At 71.1% G+C, this 15,604-nt stretch carries 16 protein-coding genes; 10 read left to right on the top strand and 6 right to left on the bottom strand.

All coding sequences use genetic code 11. The features are described from left to right. Positions 1-142 precede the first annotated feature (142 nt). Positions 143-961, top strand: coding sequence for an MBL fold metallo-hydrolase (locus ACRWK8_RS10300; RefSeq protein WP_431869829.1), 819 nt, complete (start codon positions 143-145; stop codon positions 959-961). Between the two features lie 310 nt (positions 962-1,271). On the opposite strand, the gene ACRWK8_RS10305 is transcribed toward ACRWK8_RS10300, so the two are convergent. Next, positions 1,272-1,931 (bottom strand): 5' nucleotidase, NT5C type, encoded by a 660-nt coding sequence (locus ACRWK8_RS10305; RefSeq protein ID WP_431869831.1) that lies wholly within the window; start codon positions 1,929-1,931, stop codon positions 1,272-1,274. Between the two features lie 307 nt (positions 1,932-2,238). Between ACRWK8_RS10305 and rnhA the strand changes: the two genes are divergently transcribed. Further along, positions 2,239-2,712 carry a ribonuclease HI gene (gene rnhA, locus ACRWK8_RS10310; protein WP_378740213.1) on the top strand — a complete coding sequence of 158 codons (474 nt, stop codon included), beginning with the start codon at positions 2,239-2,241 and terminating at the stop codon, positions 2,710-2,712. Positions 2,713-2,790: 78 nt separating this feature from the next. Here the strand turns inward: rnhA and soxR are convergent, their stop codons facing one another. Continuing rightward, positions 2,791-3,255: a redox-sensitive transcriptional activator SoxR gene (gene soxR / locus ACRWK8_RS10315; protein WP_378740215.1), complete on the bottom strand. Its 465-nt coding sequence runs from the start codon at positions 3,253-3,255 to the stop codon at positions 2,791-2,793. Positions 3,256-3,264: 9 nt separating this feature from the next. After that, positions 3,265-3,942 (bottom strand): ABC transporter ATP-binding protein, encoded by a 678-nt coding sequence (locus ACRWK8_RS10320; protein WP_431869834.1) that lies wholly within the window; start codon positions 3,940-3,942, stop codon positions 3,265-3,267. Positions 3,943-4,227: 285 nt separating this feature from the next. Here ACRWK8_RS10320 and ACRWK8_RS10325 point away from each other — a divergent pair, with 285 nt between their 5' ends. Continuing rightward, positions 4,228-5,211, top strand: coding sequence for a DUF2332 domain-containing protein (locus tag ACRWK8_RS10325; RefSeq protein ID WP_378740219.1), 984 nt, complete (start codon positions 4,228-4,230; stop codon positions 5,209-5,211). 69 nt (positions 5,212-5,280) lie between these two features. On the opposite strand, the gene ACRWK8_RS10330 is transcribed toward ACRWK8_RS10325, so the two are convergent. Then, a complete protein-coding gene (locus tag ACRWK8_RS10330) occupies positions 5,281-6,264 on the bottom strand; it encodes an adenosine deaminase (RefSeq protein ID WP_378740221.1) in 984 nt (327 codons plus the stop codon). A gap of 188 nt (positions 6,265-6,452) precedes the next feature. Between ACRWK8_RS10330 and ACRWK8_RS10335 the strand changes: the two genes are divergently transcribed. Both ACRWK8_RS10335 and ACRWK8_RS10340 read left to right on the top strand, forming a co-directional pair. Continuing rightward, the gene (locus ACRWK8_RS10335; protein WP_378740489.1) at positions 6,453-7,616 is read left to right on the top strand and encodes an aminotransferase class V-fold PLP-dependent enzyme; all 1,164 of its coding nucleotides are present in this window, start codon (positions 6,453-6,455) and stop codon (positions 7,614-7,616) included. A gap of 338 nt (positions 7,617-7,954) precedes the next feature. Next, complete coding sequence (locus ACRWK8_RS10340) at positions 7,955-8,380, top strand: pyridoxamine 5'-phosphate oxidase family protein (protein WP_378740491.1); 426 nt, start codon at positions 7,955-7,957, stop codon at positions 8,378-8,380. 56 nt (positions 8,381-8,436) lie between these two features. Here the strand turns inward: ACRWK8_RS10340 and ACRWK8_RS10345 are convergent, their stop codons facing one another. Then, a complete protein-coding gene (locus ACRWK8_RS10345) occupies positions 8,437-9,459 on the bottom strand; it encodes an aminotransferase class V-fold PLP-dependent enzyme (RefSeq protein WP_431869836.1) in 1,023 nt (340 codons plus the stop codon). 136 nt (positions 9,460-9,595) lie between these two features. Between ACRWK8_RS10345 and ACRWK8_RS10350 the strand changes: the two genes are divergently transcribed. Beyond that, positions 9,596-10,552 carry an NAD(P)/FAD-dependent oxidoreductase gene (locus tag ACRWK8_RS10350; RefSeq protein ID WP_431869838.1) on the top strand — a complete coding sequence of 319 codons (957 nt, stop codon included), beginning with the start codon at positions 9,596-9,598 and terminating at the stop codon, positions 10,550-10,552. 73 nt (positions 10,553-10,625) lie between these two features. Here the strand turns inward: ACRWK8_RS10350 and ACRWK8_RS10355 are convergent, their stop codons facing one another. Further along, positions 10,626-11,927, bottom strand: coding sequence for a purple acid phosphatase family protein (locus tag ACRWK8_RS10355; RefSeq protein WP_431869840.1), 1,302 nt, complete (start codon positions 11,925-11,927; stop codon positions 10,626-10,628). 163 nt (positions 11,928-12,090) lie between these two features. Here ACRWK8_RS10355 and ACRWK8_RS10360 point away from each other — a divergent pair, with 163 nt between their 5' ends. The 4 genes from ACRWK8_RS10360 to ACRWK8_RS10375 all read left to right on the top strand — a co-directional run bounded on the left by ACRWK8_RS10360 (position 12,091) and on the right by ACRWK8_RS10375 (position 15,591). Further along, complete coding sequence (locus tag ACRWK8_RS10360; RefSeq protein ID WP_431869842.1) at positions 12,091-13,056, top strand: phosphotransferase family protein; 966 nt, start codon at positions 12,091-12,093, stop codon at positions 13,054-13,056. Between the two features lie 627 nt (positions 13,057-13,683). Further along, positions 13,684-14,466: an SDR family NAD(P)-dependent oxidoreductase gene (locus tag ACRWK8_RS10365; RefSeq protein WP_431869844.1), complete on the top strand. Its 783-nt coding sequence runs from the start codon at positions 13,684-13,686 to the stop codon at positions 14,464-14,466. A gap of 325 nt (positions 14,467-14,791) precedes the next feature. After that, positions 14,792-15,283: a hypothetical protein gene (locus ACRWK8_RS10370; protein WP_431869846.1), complete on the top strand. Its 492-nt coding sequence runs from the start codon at positions 14,792-14,794 to the stop codon at positions 15,281-15,283. Further along, the gene (locus tag ACRWK8_RS10375) at positions 15,280-15,591 is read left to right on the top strand and encodes a winged helix-turn-helix domain-containing protein (RefSeq protein ID WP_431869848.1); all 312 of its coding nucleotides are present in this window, start codon (positions 15,280-15,282) and stop codon (positions 15,589-15,591) included. The genes ACRWK8_RS10370 and ACRWK8_RS10375 overlap by 4 nt, the downstream gene beginning before the upstream one ends. Positions 15,592-15,604: the final 13 nt, after the last annotated feature.

The raw sequence follows: 15,604 nt of genomic DNA on the forward strand, positions 1-15,604 counted from the left end.
TGCCACCGGATTCCTGTCTGTGGCTGTCGATAATCTCCGAAGCAGGCCGAGCTCCGGCGGATGGGCTGGCGGCGACACGGCCACTGACCTCGCCGAGCTGTCCACGAACGGCTCGATCAACCACGAAGGAGGGAAGGCCGCCATGCTGACGCAGGTCGCGGAGGGTGTGCTGATCCACAGAAGTGAGTTGCTCCAGAACAACGCCGTTGTCGTGCGAGGCCAGGCGGGTGTGCTGCTCATCGATCCCGGGCTTACCGGCGGCGAACTGACCTGCCTCGCGAACGACCTGTCCGAGATGGGCGAGCCCGTCGTGGCAGGCTTCTCGACGCATCCTGATTGGGATCACGTGCTCTGGCACGCCGACCTTGGCGACGTTCCGCGTTACGGCACAGCCCGCTGCGCGGCTGACATGCGAGATGTGCGGTCACACACGGACTGGAGGGCTCGCGCCGAGGAGGGGCTACCGCCGGAAATCGCCGAGGAGACACCGCTGGACCTGTACGGCCTCATCACTGGTCTGCCTGCCGGGGCGGTGCGGATCCCTTGGGATGGCCCTGAGATCCGAATTGTTGAGCATCCGGCGCATGCCCCGGGCCATGCGGCGCTGTTGATCGAGGATCGCGGGGTGCTCGTGGCCGGCGACATGCTGTCTGACGTCTTCGTCCCGATGCTCGACGATTTCAACGGCACCAATGAGCCGGTCGAGGACTACCTTGTCGGGCTGCGACGGCTCGAGGATGTGGCGGACGGCGTCGATGTCGTCATCCCCGGTCACGGGTCCGTCTGCGGGGCTGATCAGGTACACGCACGGATCGAACAGGACCGCGTGTACGTGTGCGCCCTGCGTGACGGCGGTGTTCCCGACGACCCGCGGGTCAACTCGCCCAAGCCTGGCTGGGAATGGGTGCGCGACATCCACGCGGGGCAACTCCAGAAGCTCGCCCGAAGGAGAGCGTCATGAACCGTTGTGCGAGCACCCACACCCGGGTCGAGGTCCTGGGATGCGGTGATAGGCGTGCTACCCCTCGCACTGGAAGCGCGGGTGCGAGGAGTAGCACGGGTGCTCCGAGTGCGAAGCCCGCGCGATCCGCTCCAGGGAACGCACAGCCGTGACTTGTGCCGGTCCCGCCTCGGGCGGAAGCACTGTTCCAGATCGGTGGCCGACGGCTCCTCGGGGCCGTAGTGGGCGATCTGGTCTTGGGAGAGGTACTCATGCGGCATGGCCGCGAACGTCCGGGCCGCGGACGGGGCGGGCCCTCCCGGGGGGGCGCTCACCCGTGACCGGTGAGCTGTCCGCTCGCGGGGTGCCGAGGGGGACCACCCCGTTCCAGGAGCACCCGTGCGAGCCCCTCCCGCCACTGCGACCAGTCGTCGATGCGCGGGCCCTCCAGGAGGCGGTTGTAGTGGCGCGTGAACCGCAGCAGCGACCACTGCGGCTGGACGGCGCCGGTGACCTCGGGTTTGTCGTCGATCAGCACGTCGCCCAGGACCCGTGACTTGTCGCGCGTGATGACGGTGTTGTTCGCCAGCTCTGGGCCCAGGTGTTCCTCGACCCAGAGCAGCTTGTCCGAGGCGCAGGTCGGGTTGCTGAGCCAGGGGCTGGTGCACACCGCGACGTCGATGCCCGCGCGGACCATCTCCCCGACCGCTTCCACACCGCCGGGCACCGGCTCCAGGGCGGCGAAGAAGCCGGGCTCGTCGAGCACGGTGGTGTTGGCCCTGCGCTCCTCCTCGGAGAGGCCGGTGAACAGGTCGAAGCTGTCCCGGTTCCCGGCGTCGGCGATGGGGATGTGCGGGAAGCGGCGTCGGCGGGAGGCGACGAAGTGTTTCTCCCAGTGGCACAGGACCTCGTCCATGTCCACGAGAACGGTGGGCGGGCGTCCCTCCTTCGCGGTGTGCAGGGCCAGGGCGTGCGTCAGGGGATCGCTCATGCGCCCATGATGGCCCATGTCCACGGCGCGGTCGGGGGCGCACTGGCGGGGGTGGTGGGGCGCTCGGGTTCGGACGCTGTCCGGGGGGTGTTCGGTGGGGTGCGTCGTGGGGTCGGGTCCCGCGGGTTGTTGTGCTCTCGGTGAGCGGGTGGTTGGTGGTGTGCGGGGCCGGGGGCGCCTCTGGTCAGGATGATCGTCCGCAATGGTGGGTTTAGCGGTTCCATTGGTACCGATTGGCCTTGAAAGTGGCTCTTGTCATGGGGGCTGTGGCCTTTCCGTGATCGGTGAGGGCGGTAGATTTCCCGGCATGCAGAACGGGGACGAGGTCGACCAGGGGTCGACGGAACGCGTGGTCATCTACACCGACGGGGCGTGCAGCGGCAACCCCGGCCCGGGCGGCTGGGGGGTGTGGTTGCGCTACGGGACGCACGAACGCGAGCTGTTCGGCAGCGAGGCGCAGACCACCAACAACCGCATGGAGCTCATGGCGGCCATCCAGGCGCTGGAGAGTCTCAAGCGCGACGTGCCGGTGCTGTTGCACACCGACTCCTCCTATGTCAGCAACGGCATCACCTCGTGGGTGCACGGGTGGAAGAAGCGCGGCTGGAAGACGGCCGACAAGAAGCCGGTGAAGAACGTGGACCTGTGGCAGCGCCTGGACGAGGTGGCCTCGCGCTACGACGTGGAGTGGAAGTGGGTGCGCGGGCACAACGGAGACGAGGGCAACGAACGCGCGGACGAGCTGGCCCGGCGCGGGCGTGACGCGGCCGCTGGTCTGTAGCGGCGGTGGTGGGTGTGGCGGCGGTGCCCTGGGGGTGCCGCCGCTTCGTCGTGTGCGGGGTTCGCCCTGGGCCGGGGGCTAGTCCTCGTCCTTGAAGGGGTCGACCATGAGGCGGCGGGGGCCTGGGCCGGTGGCGGCGAGTTCGTCGTCGGGGTTGGAGAGGACGCAGGTGTCCAGGGAGAGGCAGCCGCAGCCGATGCATCCGGTGAGGTCGTCGCGTAGGCGGATGAGCTGGGTGATGCGGGCGTCGAGTTCCTCGCGCCACTGTGCGGAGACCGCGGCCCAGTCGGAGCGGGTGGGGGTGCGGTTCTCGGGGAGTTGGTCGAGGGCTTCGCGGATGCGTGCCAGGGGGATGCCCACGCGTTGGGAGATGCGGATGAAGGAGACGCGGCGGAGGGTGTCGCGGCGGTAGCGGCGTTGGTTGCCGGTGGTGCGGCGGCTGTGGATGAGGCCCTGGCGTTCGTAGAAGTGCAGGGCGGAGACGGCGACTCCGGCGCGTTCGGCGACCTGGCCGACGGTGAGTTCCTTGGTGATGGGTGGCACGGGGTCAGTTTAGGTGGGGGTGCTCTGGAGTGCGTACAGGCGTGCGTAGGCGCCGCCGCGCATGAGGAGTTGGTGGTGGGTGCCGGTTTCGGTGGTGTGTCCGTGGTGGAGGAGGTGGATGCGGTCGGCGGTGCGGGCGAGGGAGGGGTGGTTGGTGAGGGTGAGGTGGGCGGTGGTGGGTGCGGGTCGGGGTGTGGGGGTGGTGGGTTGGTTGATGAGGAGGAGGCGGGCGTGGGTGTGGTGGGCGTAGAGGGTGCGGGCGTGGTGGATGTGGGTGGTGAGGGTGGGGTCGAGGTCGGCGGTGGGGGTGTTGAGGTGGCGGGGGTCGAGGTGGTTGGTGGTGAGGGCGTGGGTGAGGTGGGGGTCGTGGGGGTTGGGGTGGGTGTGGCCGGTGATGGTTTGGGCGAGGGTGGGGTTGGGGTGGGTGGTGTGGATGGGTGTGTGGGTGGTGATGTGGCCGGTGTTGGGGGTGGTGTGGTGGTTGAGGAGGTGGGTGAGGGCGTGGGTGGCGGTGGTGGTGAGGCCGATGAGGGCGATGTGTTGGCCGGGGTTGATGGTGAGGTCGAGGTGGTGGAGGAGGGTGGTTCCGGTGGGGGTGGTGAGGGACACGTCGTGGAGGGTGAGCAGGGGTGTGGGGGTGGTGTGGTGGGTGGTGCGCCGTAGGTGGTGGCGGGTGGAGAGCCTCACGGGTGTCCGTTCGTGTGGGTGGTGGTCTCCTGCCTGGGATCGTCCCGGGCGTGTGAGAGTTCTCGTTATGTGTTCGTGTCCTTGGTCTCGTTGTTCAGCGTAGGGGCGGGTGGGTGAGGGGGACATCAGCTGGTGGGGTCTGATGGTGGGTGTGTTCTCCGGGTGTTGTGGGGGTCTTCGTGGTGTCGCTGAAGGGGTGCTCGACCGTGGGGCGGTGCTCGGTGGTCGGGGACGGGGACGGTAGGTTGCCGCGCACCTGAAGTGTTCGCGGAGGAGGGTGCGACGGTGAGTGTGGACGCGGCGGCCGAGCGGGAGAGCGCACGGATCGCGGAACGGTACCGGGGGTTCGCGGCCAGCTGCGCGCGCGGGGGGTCGGTCGAGTACGAGCGCCTCGCCCTGGGGGTGGCCGGGGACGCGGAGGTGCGGGAGCTGGTGGCGTCGCTGCCCGAGGGGAACAAGCGCCAGCCCAACCTGTTGTTGGGGGCGGTGCGGTACCTGGGTGGGCCGATCGACTCCTGGGAGGGGTTCCGGGAGTGGGTGGTGGAGCACTGGGAGCGGGTGCGCCGGGTGGTGGAGACGCGCATGACCCAGACCAACGAGGTGCGTCGGTGCGCCACGCTGCTGCCGGTCCTGGCCCGGCTGGAGGGGCCGTTGGCTCTGGTGGAGGTGGGTGCGTCGGCGGGGTTGTGCCTGTACCCGGACCGGTACCGGTACTCCTATGACGGGGGTGCTCCGGTGGGGCCGCAGGGGAGTCCGGTGCTGTTGGAGTGCGGGACCCGTGGTCGGGTGCCGGTGCCCGGGCGGGTGCCGGAGGTGGTGTGGCGGGCGGGGTTGGACCTGAACCCGTTGGACGCCTCGGACGCCGACGACGTGCGGTGGTTGGAGTCGCTGGTCTGGCCGGGGGAGCATCGGGCCGAGCGGGTGGCGCGGTTGCGTGCGGCGGCGTCGGTGGCGGCGGCCGATCCGCCGGTGATGGTGGCGGGGAACCTGTTGGAGGCCCTGCCGGAGTTGGCGGGGCGGGCGCCGTCGGGGGCGACGTTGGTGGTCTTCCACAGTGCGGTGGCGGCGTATCTGTCCGAGGGTGAGCGGGTGGAGTGGGAGCGGTTGGTGGGTGGGTTGCCGGGGCACTGGGTGTCGAACGAGGACTGGCGGGTCTTCCCGGGGTGGGAGGGGGCGCGTCCGGTGGTGGAGGGTGACTTCACGTTGGCGGTGGATGGTCGGGTGGTGGGGTACACGGGGGAGCACGGTCAGTCGTTGACGTGGCGGTGAGGGCGGGATGAAAAAGGGGGGCCTCGCGCGTGGTGCGCGGGCCCCCCTTTTTTTCTGTGTGGTGCGGGGTCAGAAGGTGTGGGCGTCGACTTCGGCGAGGAGGGCCTGGCGGCGTTCCTCGGGCAGGAAGGAGGCGGTGAAGGAGTTGCGGGCCAGGGTGCGCAGGTGGTCGTGGTCCAGGCCGAGGTGTTCCTGGAGGCCGAGGTAGTTGTCGTTGACGTAGCCGCCGAAGTAGGAGGGGTCGTCGGAGTTGACGGTGACCAGGAGGCCGGCGTCCATGAGAGCGGGCAGGGGGTGGTCGGCGAGGGTGTCGACGGCGCGCAGGCGGACGTTGGAGAAGGGGCACACGGTCAGGGGGGTCTGGGTGGTGGCCAGGTGGGTGACGAGTGCGGGGTCGTCCAGGCAGCGGATGCCGTGGTCGATGCGTTCGGCGCCCAGGAGGTCGAGGGCCTGCCAGATGTAGTCGGCGGGGCCTTCCTCTCCGGCGTGGGCGACGCGGTGCAGGCCGAGGTCGGCGGCGGCCTGGAAGACCTCGGTGAACTTCTCGGGCGGGTTGCCGACCTCGGCGGAGTCCAGGCCGACGGCGTTGATCTGGTGCAGGTGGGGGCGGGCGGCGTGGAGGGTGTCCATGGCTTCGCTGGCGGGGAGGTCGCGCAGGAAGCAGAGGATGAGGCTGGTGGAGATGTTGTGGCGTTGGAGGCTGGTGTCCAGGGCGGAGGAGAGGCCGTTGATGACGGTGGCCAGGGGGACGCCGCGGTTGGTGTGGGCCTGGGGGTCGAAGAAGATCTCGGCGTGGCGGACGCCCTGGGTGGCGGCGCGGGTGAGGTAGGCCTCCGCGAGGTCGTGGAAGTCGGCTTCGGTGCGCAGGACGTCCATGAGCTCGTAGTAGAGGTTGAGGAAGGACTGGAGGTCGGTGAAGGAGTAGGCGTCGCGCAGGGCCTGGACGTCGGCGTGGGGCAGGGTGATGCCGTTGCGGTCGGCCAGGTGGAAGGCGAGTTCGGGTTCCAGGGTGCCTTCGATGTGGAGGTGGAGTTCGGCTTTGGGGATGGCCATGGCAGCCGGGCGCCCTTTCTTCGGGTGGTGTGGGTTGTTGGCCATTGTGGCTGATGGCGGGGGGTGGGTTGGCCTGTGGTGGGGGCGGTGTGGGACACATCGGGGCCGGTGTGGGGGTGGTGGTCTCGGCCCGGGGTGGGGCAGGGTGCGGGTGAGGGGTCGTCGTCGAGGTGAGGAGTGGGCGCGTGGTGGACGTGGCTGGGTTGCGGGCGCAGACGCCGGGGTGCGCGGGGTTGGTGTTCCTGGACAACGCGGGGTCGTCGTTGGTGCCGTCGGTGGTGCACGAGGCGGTCGTGGGGCATCTGGAGCTGGAGACCCGGGTGGGTGGGTACGAGGCGCGGGAGCGTGCGGCGGGGGCTGTGGAGGGGTGTACGGAGCAGGTGGCGGGGTTGATCGGGGCGTCGCCGGGGGAGGTGGTGTTCTTCGAGGGGGCGTCGCAGGCGTGGTCGTTGGCGTTGGGTGCGGTGGTGTTGGAGCCGGGGCAGCGGGTGTTGACGACCAGGAGTGAGTACGCGAGCAACGGGGTGGGGTTGTTGCGGTTGGCGGCGTTGCGTGGGGTGCGGGTGGAGGTGGTGCCCGACGACGCCGACGGGGTGGTGGACGTGGGGGTGTTGGCGGAGGAGTTGGGGCGTGGGGACGTGGGGTTGGTGGCGATCAACCACATGCCCACGCACAGCGGGTTGGTGAATCCGGCCGAGGCGGTGGGGGCGGCGTGTCGGCGGTTCGGGGTGACGTACCTGTTGGACGCCTGCCAGTCGGTGGGGCAGTGGGAGGTCGATGTGGAGCGGATCGGGTGTGATCTGCTCTCGGGGACCGGGCGTAAGTTCCTGCGGGGGCCGCGGGGGACGGGGTTCCTGTATGTGCGGGAGGGGACCCGGTTGGGTGAGCCGTTGGTGGTGAACCACGTGGGTGGTCGGTGGAGCGGGCCGGGTGAGTACCGGGTGTTGCCGGGGGCGGCGGGGTTCGAGGCGTTCGAGCACGCGGTGGCGGCGCAGGTGGGGTTGGGTGTGGCGGCGGCCTATGCGCGTCGGGTGGGGATGGGGTGGGCGCGGGAGCGGATCGACGGTTTGGCGGGGTGGTTGCGGGGGGCGTTGGGTGAGGTGCCGGGGGTGGTGGTGCATGACCGGGGGCGGGAGTTGTCGGGGATCGTGACGTTCTCGGTGGGTGGGCGTGAGTCGGAGTGGGTGGTGGGGGCGTTGCGGGAGCGGGGGGTGCGTACGAGTGTGGCGCGGCCCTTTGATCAGCGGTGGTCGGAGGGGCCGGGGCACGCGGTGGTGCGGGCGTCGGTGCACTACTACAACTCGGAGGAGGAGTTGGAGCGCACGGTGGGGTTGGTGCGGGGGTTGGTGTAGGCCCGTGGGTGGGGTCGTGTGTGGTGGTGCGGTGTCGGGGAGCGGGCCGCGCGGCGATCCGGTGGCGGTGCCGTCCCCGCTCTGGTGTGTCAGTGCGGGTGGGAGTAGAGGTCGGTGGCGGCGACCACGGTCTCGGCGATGCCGCCGGTGTTGCTGGTGTTGCTGGTGTGGGCGGTGGTGTGGCGGCGGTTGCGGTCGGGTGGGGGTGCCGCTGGTGGGTTTTGTGTGTTTTTGGTGGGGTTGGTGTGGTGGTGGGTGGCGGGGCTGGGATCGTTGGGGGCAGTGGTCCGGGTGTGGAAGTAGGGGGTCCTGTGTCGGGGGAGTCGGGTGTGAGTGGTGTGCAGAGGGAGTCCGTGCTCGGGGAGACGGATCCGTTCCTGGTGTTCTGGGGTGAGCGGCACCTGTGCACGTTGGCGTCGCCGCGTGCGGACGGGAGTCTGCACCAGGTGCCGGTGGGGGTGACCTATGACCCGGAGCGGCATCTGGCGCGGGTGATCTCCTCGGCCACGAGTTTCAAGGTGCGGAACCTGGAGGCGCGGCCGGGGTCGCGGGTGTCGGTGTGCCAGGTGGACGGGCGGCGGTGGTCGACGTTGGAGGGTGAGGCGTGGGTGAGCCGTGATCCGGCGGTGGTGGCCGAGGCGGTGCGCCGGTACGCGTCGCGGTATCGGGAGCCGCGTGCGAACGCGGATCGCGCGGTGATCGAGATCGTGGTGAAGCGGGTGATGGGGAACGTGCGGCCCGAGCGGGAGGGGATCGTTCCCTGACCGGTGGTGGGGCGTTGAGGGGGCTGGTGTTCCAGCCCCCTTCGTCGTGTGGGGGGTCAGGTGGTGAGGACCTTGGCGGCCAGGTCGGCGTCGGCTTCGGTGTTGTACAGGTGGAAGGCGAGGCGGGTGTGGCCCTCGCGTTCGGTGGCGGTGATGCCGGCCGCGCGCAGGGTGGCCAGGGCGTCGGGGTGGTCGACGGTGGTGATGGCGGAGTGGGCGGGGGGTTGGTCCAGGTGGGCGCGGAAGCGGTCGGTGAGGCGGGTGTTGTGGGTGTGGACGTGGTCGACGCCGTGGTGCAGGAGGGTGTCCAGGGCGGGTGCGGCGGCGACGGCGGCGAGCCAGTTGGGGGAGAGGTCGAAGGCGCGGGCGGTGGGTGAGGGGGTGAAGTGGTCGCGGTAGAAGGCGGTGGCGGGGTCGGTGTCGGCTATGGGTCCGGCGTTGATGGGGCGCAGGCGGGTGCGTAGGTGGGGGGAGAGGTAGGCCATGGCCAGGCCTCGGGGGGACATGAGCCATTTGTAGGCGGAGCAGACGAGGGCGTCGAAGCGGGTGGCGTCCAGGGGGAGCCAGCCGGCGGCCTGGGTGGCGTCGGCCAGGACGAGGGTGTGGTGGGTGCGGGCGGCGGTGAGGATGTCGTCGGTGGGGGCCAGGGCGCCGTTGGCTGATTGGACGGGGCTGTAGGCGACGAGGTGGGTGGTGGGGGTGATGTGGTCGGCCAGGGCGTGCAGGGGTGCGGTGTGCACGGTGATGCCGCGGTCGGCGTGGGCGTGGAAGGGGAAGGTGGTGGAGGTGAACTCGCCTTGGGGGACGAGGACGTGGGCGCCGTCGGGGAGGGAGGCGGCGATGGTGCCGACGAGTTGGGCGGTGCTGGCGCCCAGGGTGATGTCGTCGGTGGGGGCGTGGAGGAGTTGGGCGAAGCGGGCGCGGACGGTTTCGGTGGTCTGGCTCCAGTGTTGGGGGTCGGCGGTGGCGGTGTGCCAGGTGTGGGTGGCGTGGGTGAGGGCGTGGTGGGCGGTGGTGGGTGGGATGCCGTACTGGGCGGTGTTGAGCCAGATGGTGTCGGTGTTCCAGGTGCTGTTCATGGGTGGGGAGCCTAGGGCATGGGTGGGTTTGCGTGTGGGGGGAGGTTCCCACCTGGTGTTTTGCTGTTCTGGCAAGGATTGTTGTCGGTTGGTGGGGTGGGGGTGAGGATGGGGGCACGAACTGAGGAGGACTGTGATGGACGAGCCCACGCGTGAGGTCGAGGTCGTGGTGGTCGGTGGCGGTGTGGCCGGGTTGGCGGGGGCGCTGTCCCTGGCCCGGGCGCGCCGGTCGGTGCTGGTGGTGGACGAGGGGCGCCCGCGTAACGCCCCGGCCGAGGGGGTGCACGGCCTGCTGGGGCAGGAGGGTGTCTCCCCTGCTGAGCTGCTCGAACGCGGGCGTGCGGAGGTGGCCTCCTACGGGGGTGTGGTCGAGTCGGGCCGGGTGGTGGCCGTGGAGCGCGCGGGCGACGGGTTCGCCGTGGGGCTCGCGGACGGGTCCGTGGTGGGGGCGCGGCGGTTGCTGGTGACCACCGGGTTGGTGGACGAGCTGCCCGACATCGACGGGTTGGCCGAGCACTGGGGTTCGGGGGTGCTGCACTGCCCCTACTGCCACGGGTGGGAGGTGCGCGACCAACCGGTGGCGGTGGTGGCCGACGGGCCGGTGGCCGTGCACGCCGGGCTGTTGTGGCGGCAGTGGACCGATCGGGTGACGGTCCTGGCCGACCCCGCGCGGGACCTGGGCCCGCAGGGCCGGGAGAAGCTGGTGGCGCGCGGGGTCACCGTGGTCGACGGCCCGGTCCGGGCGGTGGAGTCCGACGCCGACGGGGTGAGCGGTGTGCGCACCGTGGACGGCGTCGTGGTCGCGGTGCGCGTGGTGGTGGTGCCCACGTTCATGCGTGCGCGTTCGCGGTTGCTTGCCGACCTGGGGGTCGCGGTGAGCGAGGTGCGGATGGGCGAGCACGTCATGGGCACCCATGTGGAGGTCGACGCGATGGGCGCGACCTCGGTGCCGGGGGTGTGGGCGGCGGGCGACGTCACCTCGCCCAGCGCACAGGTGGTCGGTTCGGCGGCCGCGGGCAACAGGGCAGGGGCGGCGATCAACGCGGACCTGGTCATGGCGGAGGCGGAGCACGCCCTGGACCCGACCCGGTAGGCCGGGGGGAAGGGTGGGGCGCCCGGGCCGCCCGCACGCGGCTCCGGGCGCCCTCGGGGAGAGGGTTCGAGGGTCAGGACGTGGTGGTCACACGCTTGCCCTGGTCGTCCTTGACGATGGTGAAGGAGTCCACGACCCGGCCGTCGGCGGTGCGGGCCACGTACTCCAGGTGCGGGCCGTCCACCTCCACGGTCTGGAAGGTCTGGGTGTCGGTGAGCTGGACGCGGGCCTCGGCGCCGCGGTCGGCCCAGTTGTCGTCCTGGGCGTCGTACATCTTGGGGCCGGTGACGGTGACCGCGTACACGGGGCCGGTGTGGGTGTCGGGGTCCTGGGTGCGGTTCGCGGTCAGGTTGCCGCGGCTGTAGGAGTGGTCGTGGCCCTGGAGGACGAGGTCGACGTCGTGCTCCTCCAGGATCGGGAGCCAGGAGTCGCGCAGGGGGCCGTTGTCGCGGCCGGGGCTGTTGGAGAAGACCGGGTGGTGGAAGGTGACCACGGTCCACGGGTTCGGGTTGTCCTCCAGCACCGACGCGAGCCAGTCGCGCTGGGTGTCCAGCCACGCTCCGGGCCGTAGCGGGGTGGTGTTGCGGTAGTTGGAGTTCAGGACCACGAACCGCACGCCCTGGTAGTCGGTGTGGTAGACGGTCTCGTTGAGGTCGGCGCCGTCGGTGGGGCCGTTGCCCGCGCCGGGGAACTGCGGGGTCCAGTGGTCGCTGAGGTTGGTGCCCGAGTACTCGTGGTTGCCGGGGGCGGTCACGTGGTTGATGCCGCCGGTGGTCTGGCTGCCGAAGGCGTCGTACCACTCGCCCCACTGGGAGTCGCTGTTGGCGTGGTCGATGAGGTCCCCGGCGTGCACGGCCAGTGCGGCGTCGGGTTCGGCGGCCAGGGCGGCGCGTACGACCGGGGCGGCGCCGGAGGTGATGTCGTTCTGGATGTCACCGAAGTACAGGAAGCTGAAGGGGTCGGCCTCGTGGGAGGCGGTGGTGAAGGTGTGCCACGCGGCGACGGTCTGGTCGCCGTCGCCCACCCGGTACCGGTAGGCGGTGTCGGGGGTCAGGTCGGTGGCGGTGGCCGCGTAGTGGGTGCCGCCCGCGTCGCCGGTGACCTGCCCCTGGACCCGGGTGACCTGGTCGGGGTCGGTGGTGGGGGCGATTTCCAGGACGGCGGTGCGGCCGTGGTCGGCGCGCCAGGTCACGGTCTGGGAGGTGGCGGGGTCGGCGGTGGGGGAGAGGGTGAGCCGCTCGGGGGCCTGCTGCGCGGAGGCGGTGGTGGGCAGGGCGACGGCGGGGGCCAGGGTCATGGCGCCGACCCCGAGCAGGGCCAGGGCGTGACGGATACGCAGCGGGCGGCGTGCCGCGTGGCGGGGGGACGCGGTCATGGGGGGTTCGCTTTCGTGCGGGGGCGGGACGCTGGTGAGGTTAGCGGCGGGGGTGTAACGGGGTGTGAACGCGGGGGGACGCAGAGCCTGCGTGGGGTCGACAACCCCGCACGGGCGGTCTAGGTTGGGGCGGTTCCGCCCCTCACCCCCCTTGGAGTGTGCTGTGCGTGCCCTGCCCCCTGTTGGTCTGTTGCGGGAGCTGGCCCGTCGTGCCCTGGGTGTTCGGGTCGTGGGGGTGGAGCGGTTGCGCGGTGGTACGAAGAAGGGCGTGTACCGGCTGGTCACGGCGGACGAGTCCAGTGTGGTCGCCTACGTGTGGAGTGCGGCGGAGAACTACTGGCCCGCCTCCCCCGCCGTGGAGGGGCCCTTCTCCCACGCGGACGGTGTGGACCTGTTCGTGGGCGCGGTCGAGGCGCTGGAGCCGTTGGGGGTGCGTACCCCGCGTGTGCTGTGGGTGGAGCGCGACCACCGGGGGCTCGGCGGCGCGGACGTGGCCCTGGTGGAGGATGTGCGCGGTCCCACCTTGGAGGAGCACATCGCCCACGGTGATCCGGTGTTCGTAGAGGGTGTGCTGGGCCGGTTGGGTGAGGTGTTGGCGGCGATGGGGACCCGGTGGGAGTCGGGGGTGGGCAAGGTGTCGCGCCCGCTGGTGCGGGATCGTTCCGGCGCGGAGCTGGTGGTGGAGCGGGCGCTGGTGGATCTGGCCGAGGGGGCGCGGCGCAGGCCGGAGCTGGCGGAGGTCGCCTCCGCCGTGGAGGTGCGGTTGGGTGCGTTGTTCGAACGGGTGGGTCCCCGGTTCGAACACGGGTTGGTACACGGTGAGCTGGGGCCCGACCACGTGCTGGTGGATCCCTCGGGGGAGCCGGTGCTGATCGACGTGGAGGGGCTGATGTTCTTCGACGCCGAGTGGGAGCACGCGTTCCTGCGGGTGCGGTTCGGTGACCTGTACCGGTACCTGGAGCGTCCGGGGTTGGATCCGGCGCGTACGGAGTTGTACGCGTGGGCGGAGCACCTGTCGTTGGTGGCGGGGCCGTTGCGGTTGTTGGACGGGGACTTCCCCGACCGTGCGGTGCTGGTGGGGATCGCGGAGCACCACCTGGGCCGGGTGCTCGCCCTCACCCGGGAGTGAGGGCGGCCCTCACGGGTGGGGTGGTGCGAGGTCCGGCCAGGGCGCGGGCGGGTCGGTCGTGGGGACGCTGTGGATGAGGGGCCAGTTGGTGGCCGATCTGGGTGGTGGTGACCAGGTCGGGGGGTGCGTACGCCGGCGCGGCGGGCCAGGGGGATGAGGGCGGCCTCCGTGTGTGGGTTGTCGGCGTCGTCGGGGGTGCGGGGCAGACGAAGGACCAGGTCGGGGCCGAGGGCGAGGACGTGGTGAGCGCCGCCCGGAGGTAGTGGGTGGACCTGCTCGGGTGGGACGTGGTGGCGTGCGGCGATCGTGTGCGCGGCGGCGGGGACGGTGGGTTCCATGGCCGAGGATTCTGACACCCCCTGTGGGATCGGGCCCCTGGTTTTCGGGGCGGTGGAAAACGGGTCGTCGGGTCGGCCTGTGGTGGGTAGCATGCGGGCATGCGTTCCTGAGAGTCGTCGGTCCCCATGTGCGTGGCGCCCAGCCCCGTGGGGTGAACCCTGCTCCGTTTCGGGACGTCCGTGTTCGTCACCTCCTCTCCTCCAGTTCTCCGCCGTGGGCGGGCGTCGCCGCGTGGGCCTCCCCTGCGGGTCGAGTCCCCGTCGAACCGACACCCACGAAGGAGACCTGATGATCGACACTGGCCTGGCTGGACGCACCGTCCTGGTCACGGGCGGATCCGGCAACATCGGCGCGGCGGTCAGCCGCGCGTTCGCGGCGCAGGGGGCGCGAGTGGCCGTGCACTACCTGGCCCGGGACGCCCCCGTTCCGGAGGGCGCCGTGTGGGGACACGTGACCCCCGCGGAGGAGGAGGCCCACCGGTTGGCGCGCGAGCTGGGGCACGGCTCCTTCGCGGTGAGCACCGACCTGTCTGACCCCGAGGGGCCGTCCCGGCTGGTGGGTGAGGTCGTGGAGCGGGCCGGGGCGGTCCACGTCCTGGTCAACAACGCCGCGCACTGTGAGAGCCCGGACACCGTGGACACGCTGACATACGGCTCGCTGGAGCGCCACTACCGGGTGAACGCGATCGCCCCGGCGCTCCTGACCTCCCAGGTGGTGGAGCGTCGTCGGGGTCGGGAGTCGCTGTGCGTCGTCAACGTCACGACCGACGCCGCGCGGGCCTTTTCCGGGCAGACCGGGTACGGGACGTCGAAGGCGGCGTTGGAGGCGTTGACCCGCTCGACCGCGTTGGACCTGGCCGGGCGGGGTGTGCGTGTGAACGCGGTCGCGCCGGGTCCGGTGCAGACGGGGTGGATGGACGAGGAGCTGGTGGCGCGGGTCGAGGGGATCGTGCCGATGGGTCGGGTGGGTGAGCCGGGGGACATCGCTGACGCGGTGGTGTTCCTGGCCTCGGACCAGGCTCGCTGGGTGACGGGGCAGGTGGTGCAGGTCGCGGGCGGCCACGCCCTGTGACCCGGGGTGGTGGGGGTCCGCTCGGTCTCGGACGGCGGACCCGTGTGCCGTGGTGGCGGCTCGCTGAGGCGGGGCCGGTCTCCTGATCGGTGCGGGCCCGTGTCCTCTCCACGCGCGTGGCCGGAGGTGGCGGGACTCGTCGCCCTCGGGATCGCGTGGCTCGGTCGCTTCGGGGACCTCTGGTCGAATCTTTCCGTCGGCGACCCCACACACGGCGTGAGCTGGGGTTCCGTGGCCCCGGGACCCCGGACGGTGCCGGGGCCACGGGGTGCCCGGGGTTGACAACCCCCGCCACGGAATCTACTTTCCTTTTAGAAAGTAATTGATGAACGGACAGGAGATGGCCATGGACGCCGACCCCACACCTCCGCTCGACCAGGCCGCCGAAGCCCGCCGCAGGCTCGCCGCCCACACCGCACCGCCCGCCTCCTTCTGGGCCCTCCAAGCGGTCGGCTGCACGCTGGTCGCCGGCCTGCCGATCTGGATGTCCCTGCTCTCACTCGAGAGCCGCCACCTCCAGTGGATTCTGGTCGTGGTGGCCGTGGCGGCGGCCGGACTGAGCTGGGCGCGTCGTCGGCGCACCGGCGTCACCCTGCCGCGTTGGGCCAGCGCCTACCCCAGCGCCCGGCGCCCGCGCGTGGTCGTCCTGATCGTCACGGTCCTCGGCCTGATCGCCATCCACACCCTGGTCGGACGGGGGCAGGAGGGCCTGGCCCTGGCCGTGCTGGGGCCCGTGGCACTGACCTCGCTGTGCGGCTACCTGTGGGTGCAGACGGCCATGCGCCGTGACATCGAGGACGGCCGGGTACGGGCGTGAGCGCCCAACGCCACACGGAACTGGAGACCGGACCCCGCCTGGCGATGTGCGCGCTCCTCCAAGGCGCACAGTGGATCGACTTCGCCACCGTGCGCGACCTGATCGGCATCAGCGACCCGATGGTCTCCAAACACAGCCGCACCCTGGAGGACGCCGGGTACCTGGAGGTCCGCAAGGGCGCCGTCGGGCGCCGCCCCAAGACCTGGTTCCGCCTGACCCCCGAGGGACGCACGGCCCTGGCGAGCCACCTGGCCTGGCTGAACGAACTGGGGTCGACCTCCACCGACGAGGGACCCGAGGGCCCCTGAATCCGAGCACACG

The organism is Nocardiopsis eucommiae (genome assembly GCF_965344335.1).
Lineage (GTDB): Bacteria > Actinomycetota > Actinomycetes > Streptosporangiales > Streptosporangiaceae > Nocardiopsis > Nocardiopsis eucommiae.

Coding starts and splice junctions, on each gene's coding strand:
- ACRWK8_RS10300 (WP_431869829.1), top strand. CDS start 143: ATGCTGACGCAGGTCGCGGAGGGTGTGCTGATCCACAGAAGTGAGTTG.
- ACRWK8_RS10305 (WP_431869831.1), bottom strand. CDS start 1,931: ATGAGCGATCCCCTGACGCACGCCCTGGCCCTGCACACCGCGAAGGAG.
- rnhA (WP_378740213.1), top strand. CDS start 2,239: ATGCAGAACGGGGACGAGGTCGACCAGGGGTCGACGGAACGCGTGGTC.
- ACRWK8_RS10330 (WP_378740221.1), bottom strand. CDS start 6,264: ATGGCCATCCCCAAAGCCGAACTCCACCTCCACATCGAAGGCACCCTG.
- ACRWK8_RS10345 (WP_431869836.1), bottom strand. CDS start 9,459: ATGAACAGCACCTGGAACACCGACACCATCTGGCTCAACACCGCCCAG.
- ACRWK8_RS10350 (WP_431869838.1), top strand. CDS start 9,596: ATGGACGAGCCCACGCGTGAGGTCGAGGTCGTGGTGGTCGGTGGCGGT.
- ACRWK8_RS10355 (WP_431869840.1), bottom strand. CDS start 11,927: ATGACCGCGTCCCCCCGCCACGCGGCACGCCGCCCGCTGCGTATCCGT.
- ACRWK8_RS10365 (WP_431869844.1), top strand. CDS start 13,684: ATGATCGACACTGGCCTGGCTGGACGCACCGTCCTGGTCACGGGCGGA.
- ACRWK8_RS10370 (WP_431869846.1), top strand. CDS start 14,792: ATGAACGGACAGGAGATGGCCATGGACGCCGACCCCACACCTCCGCTC.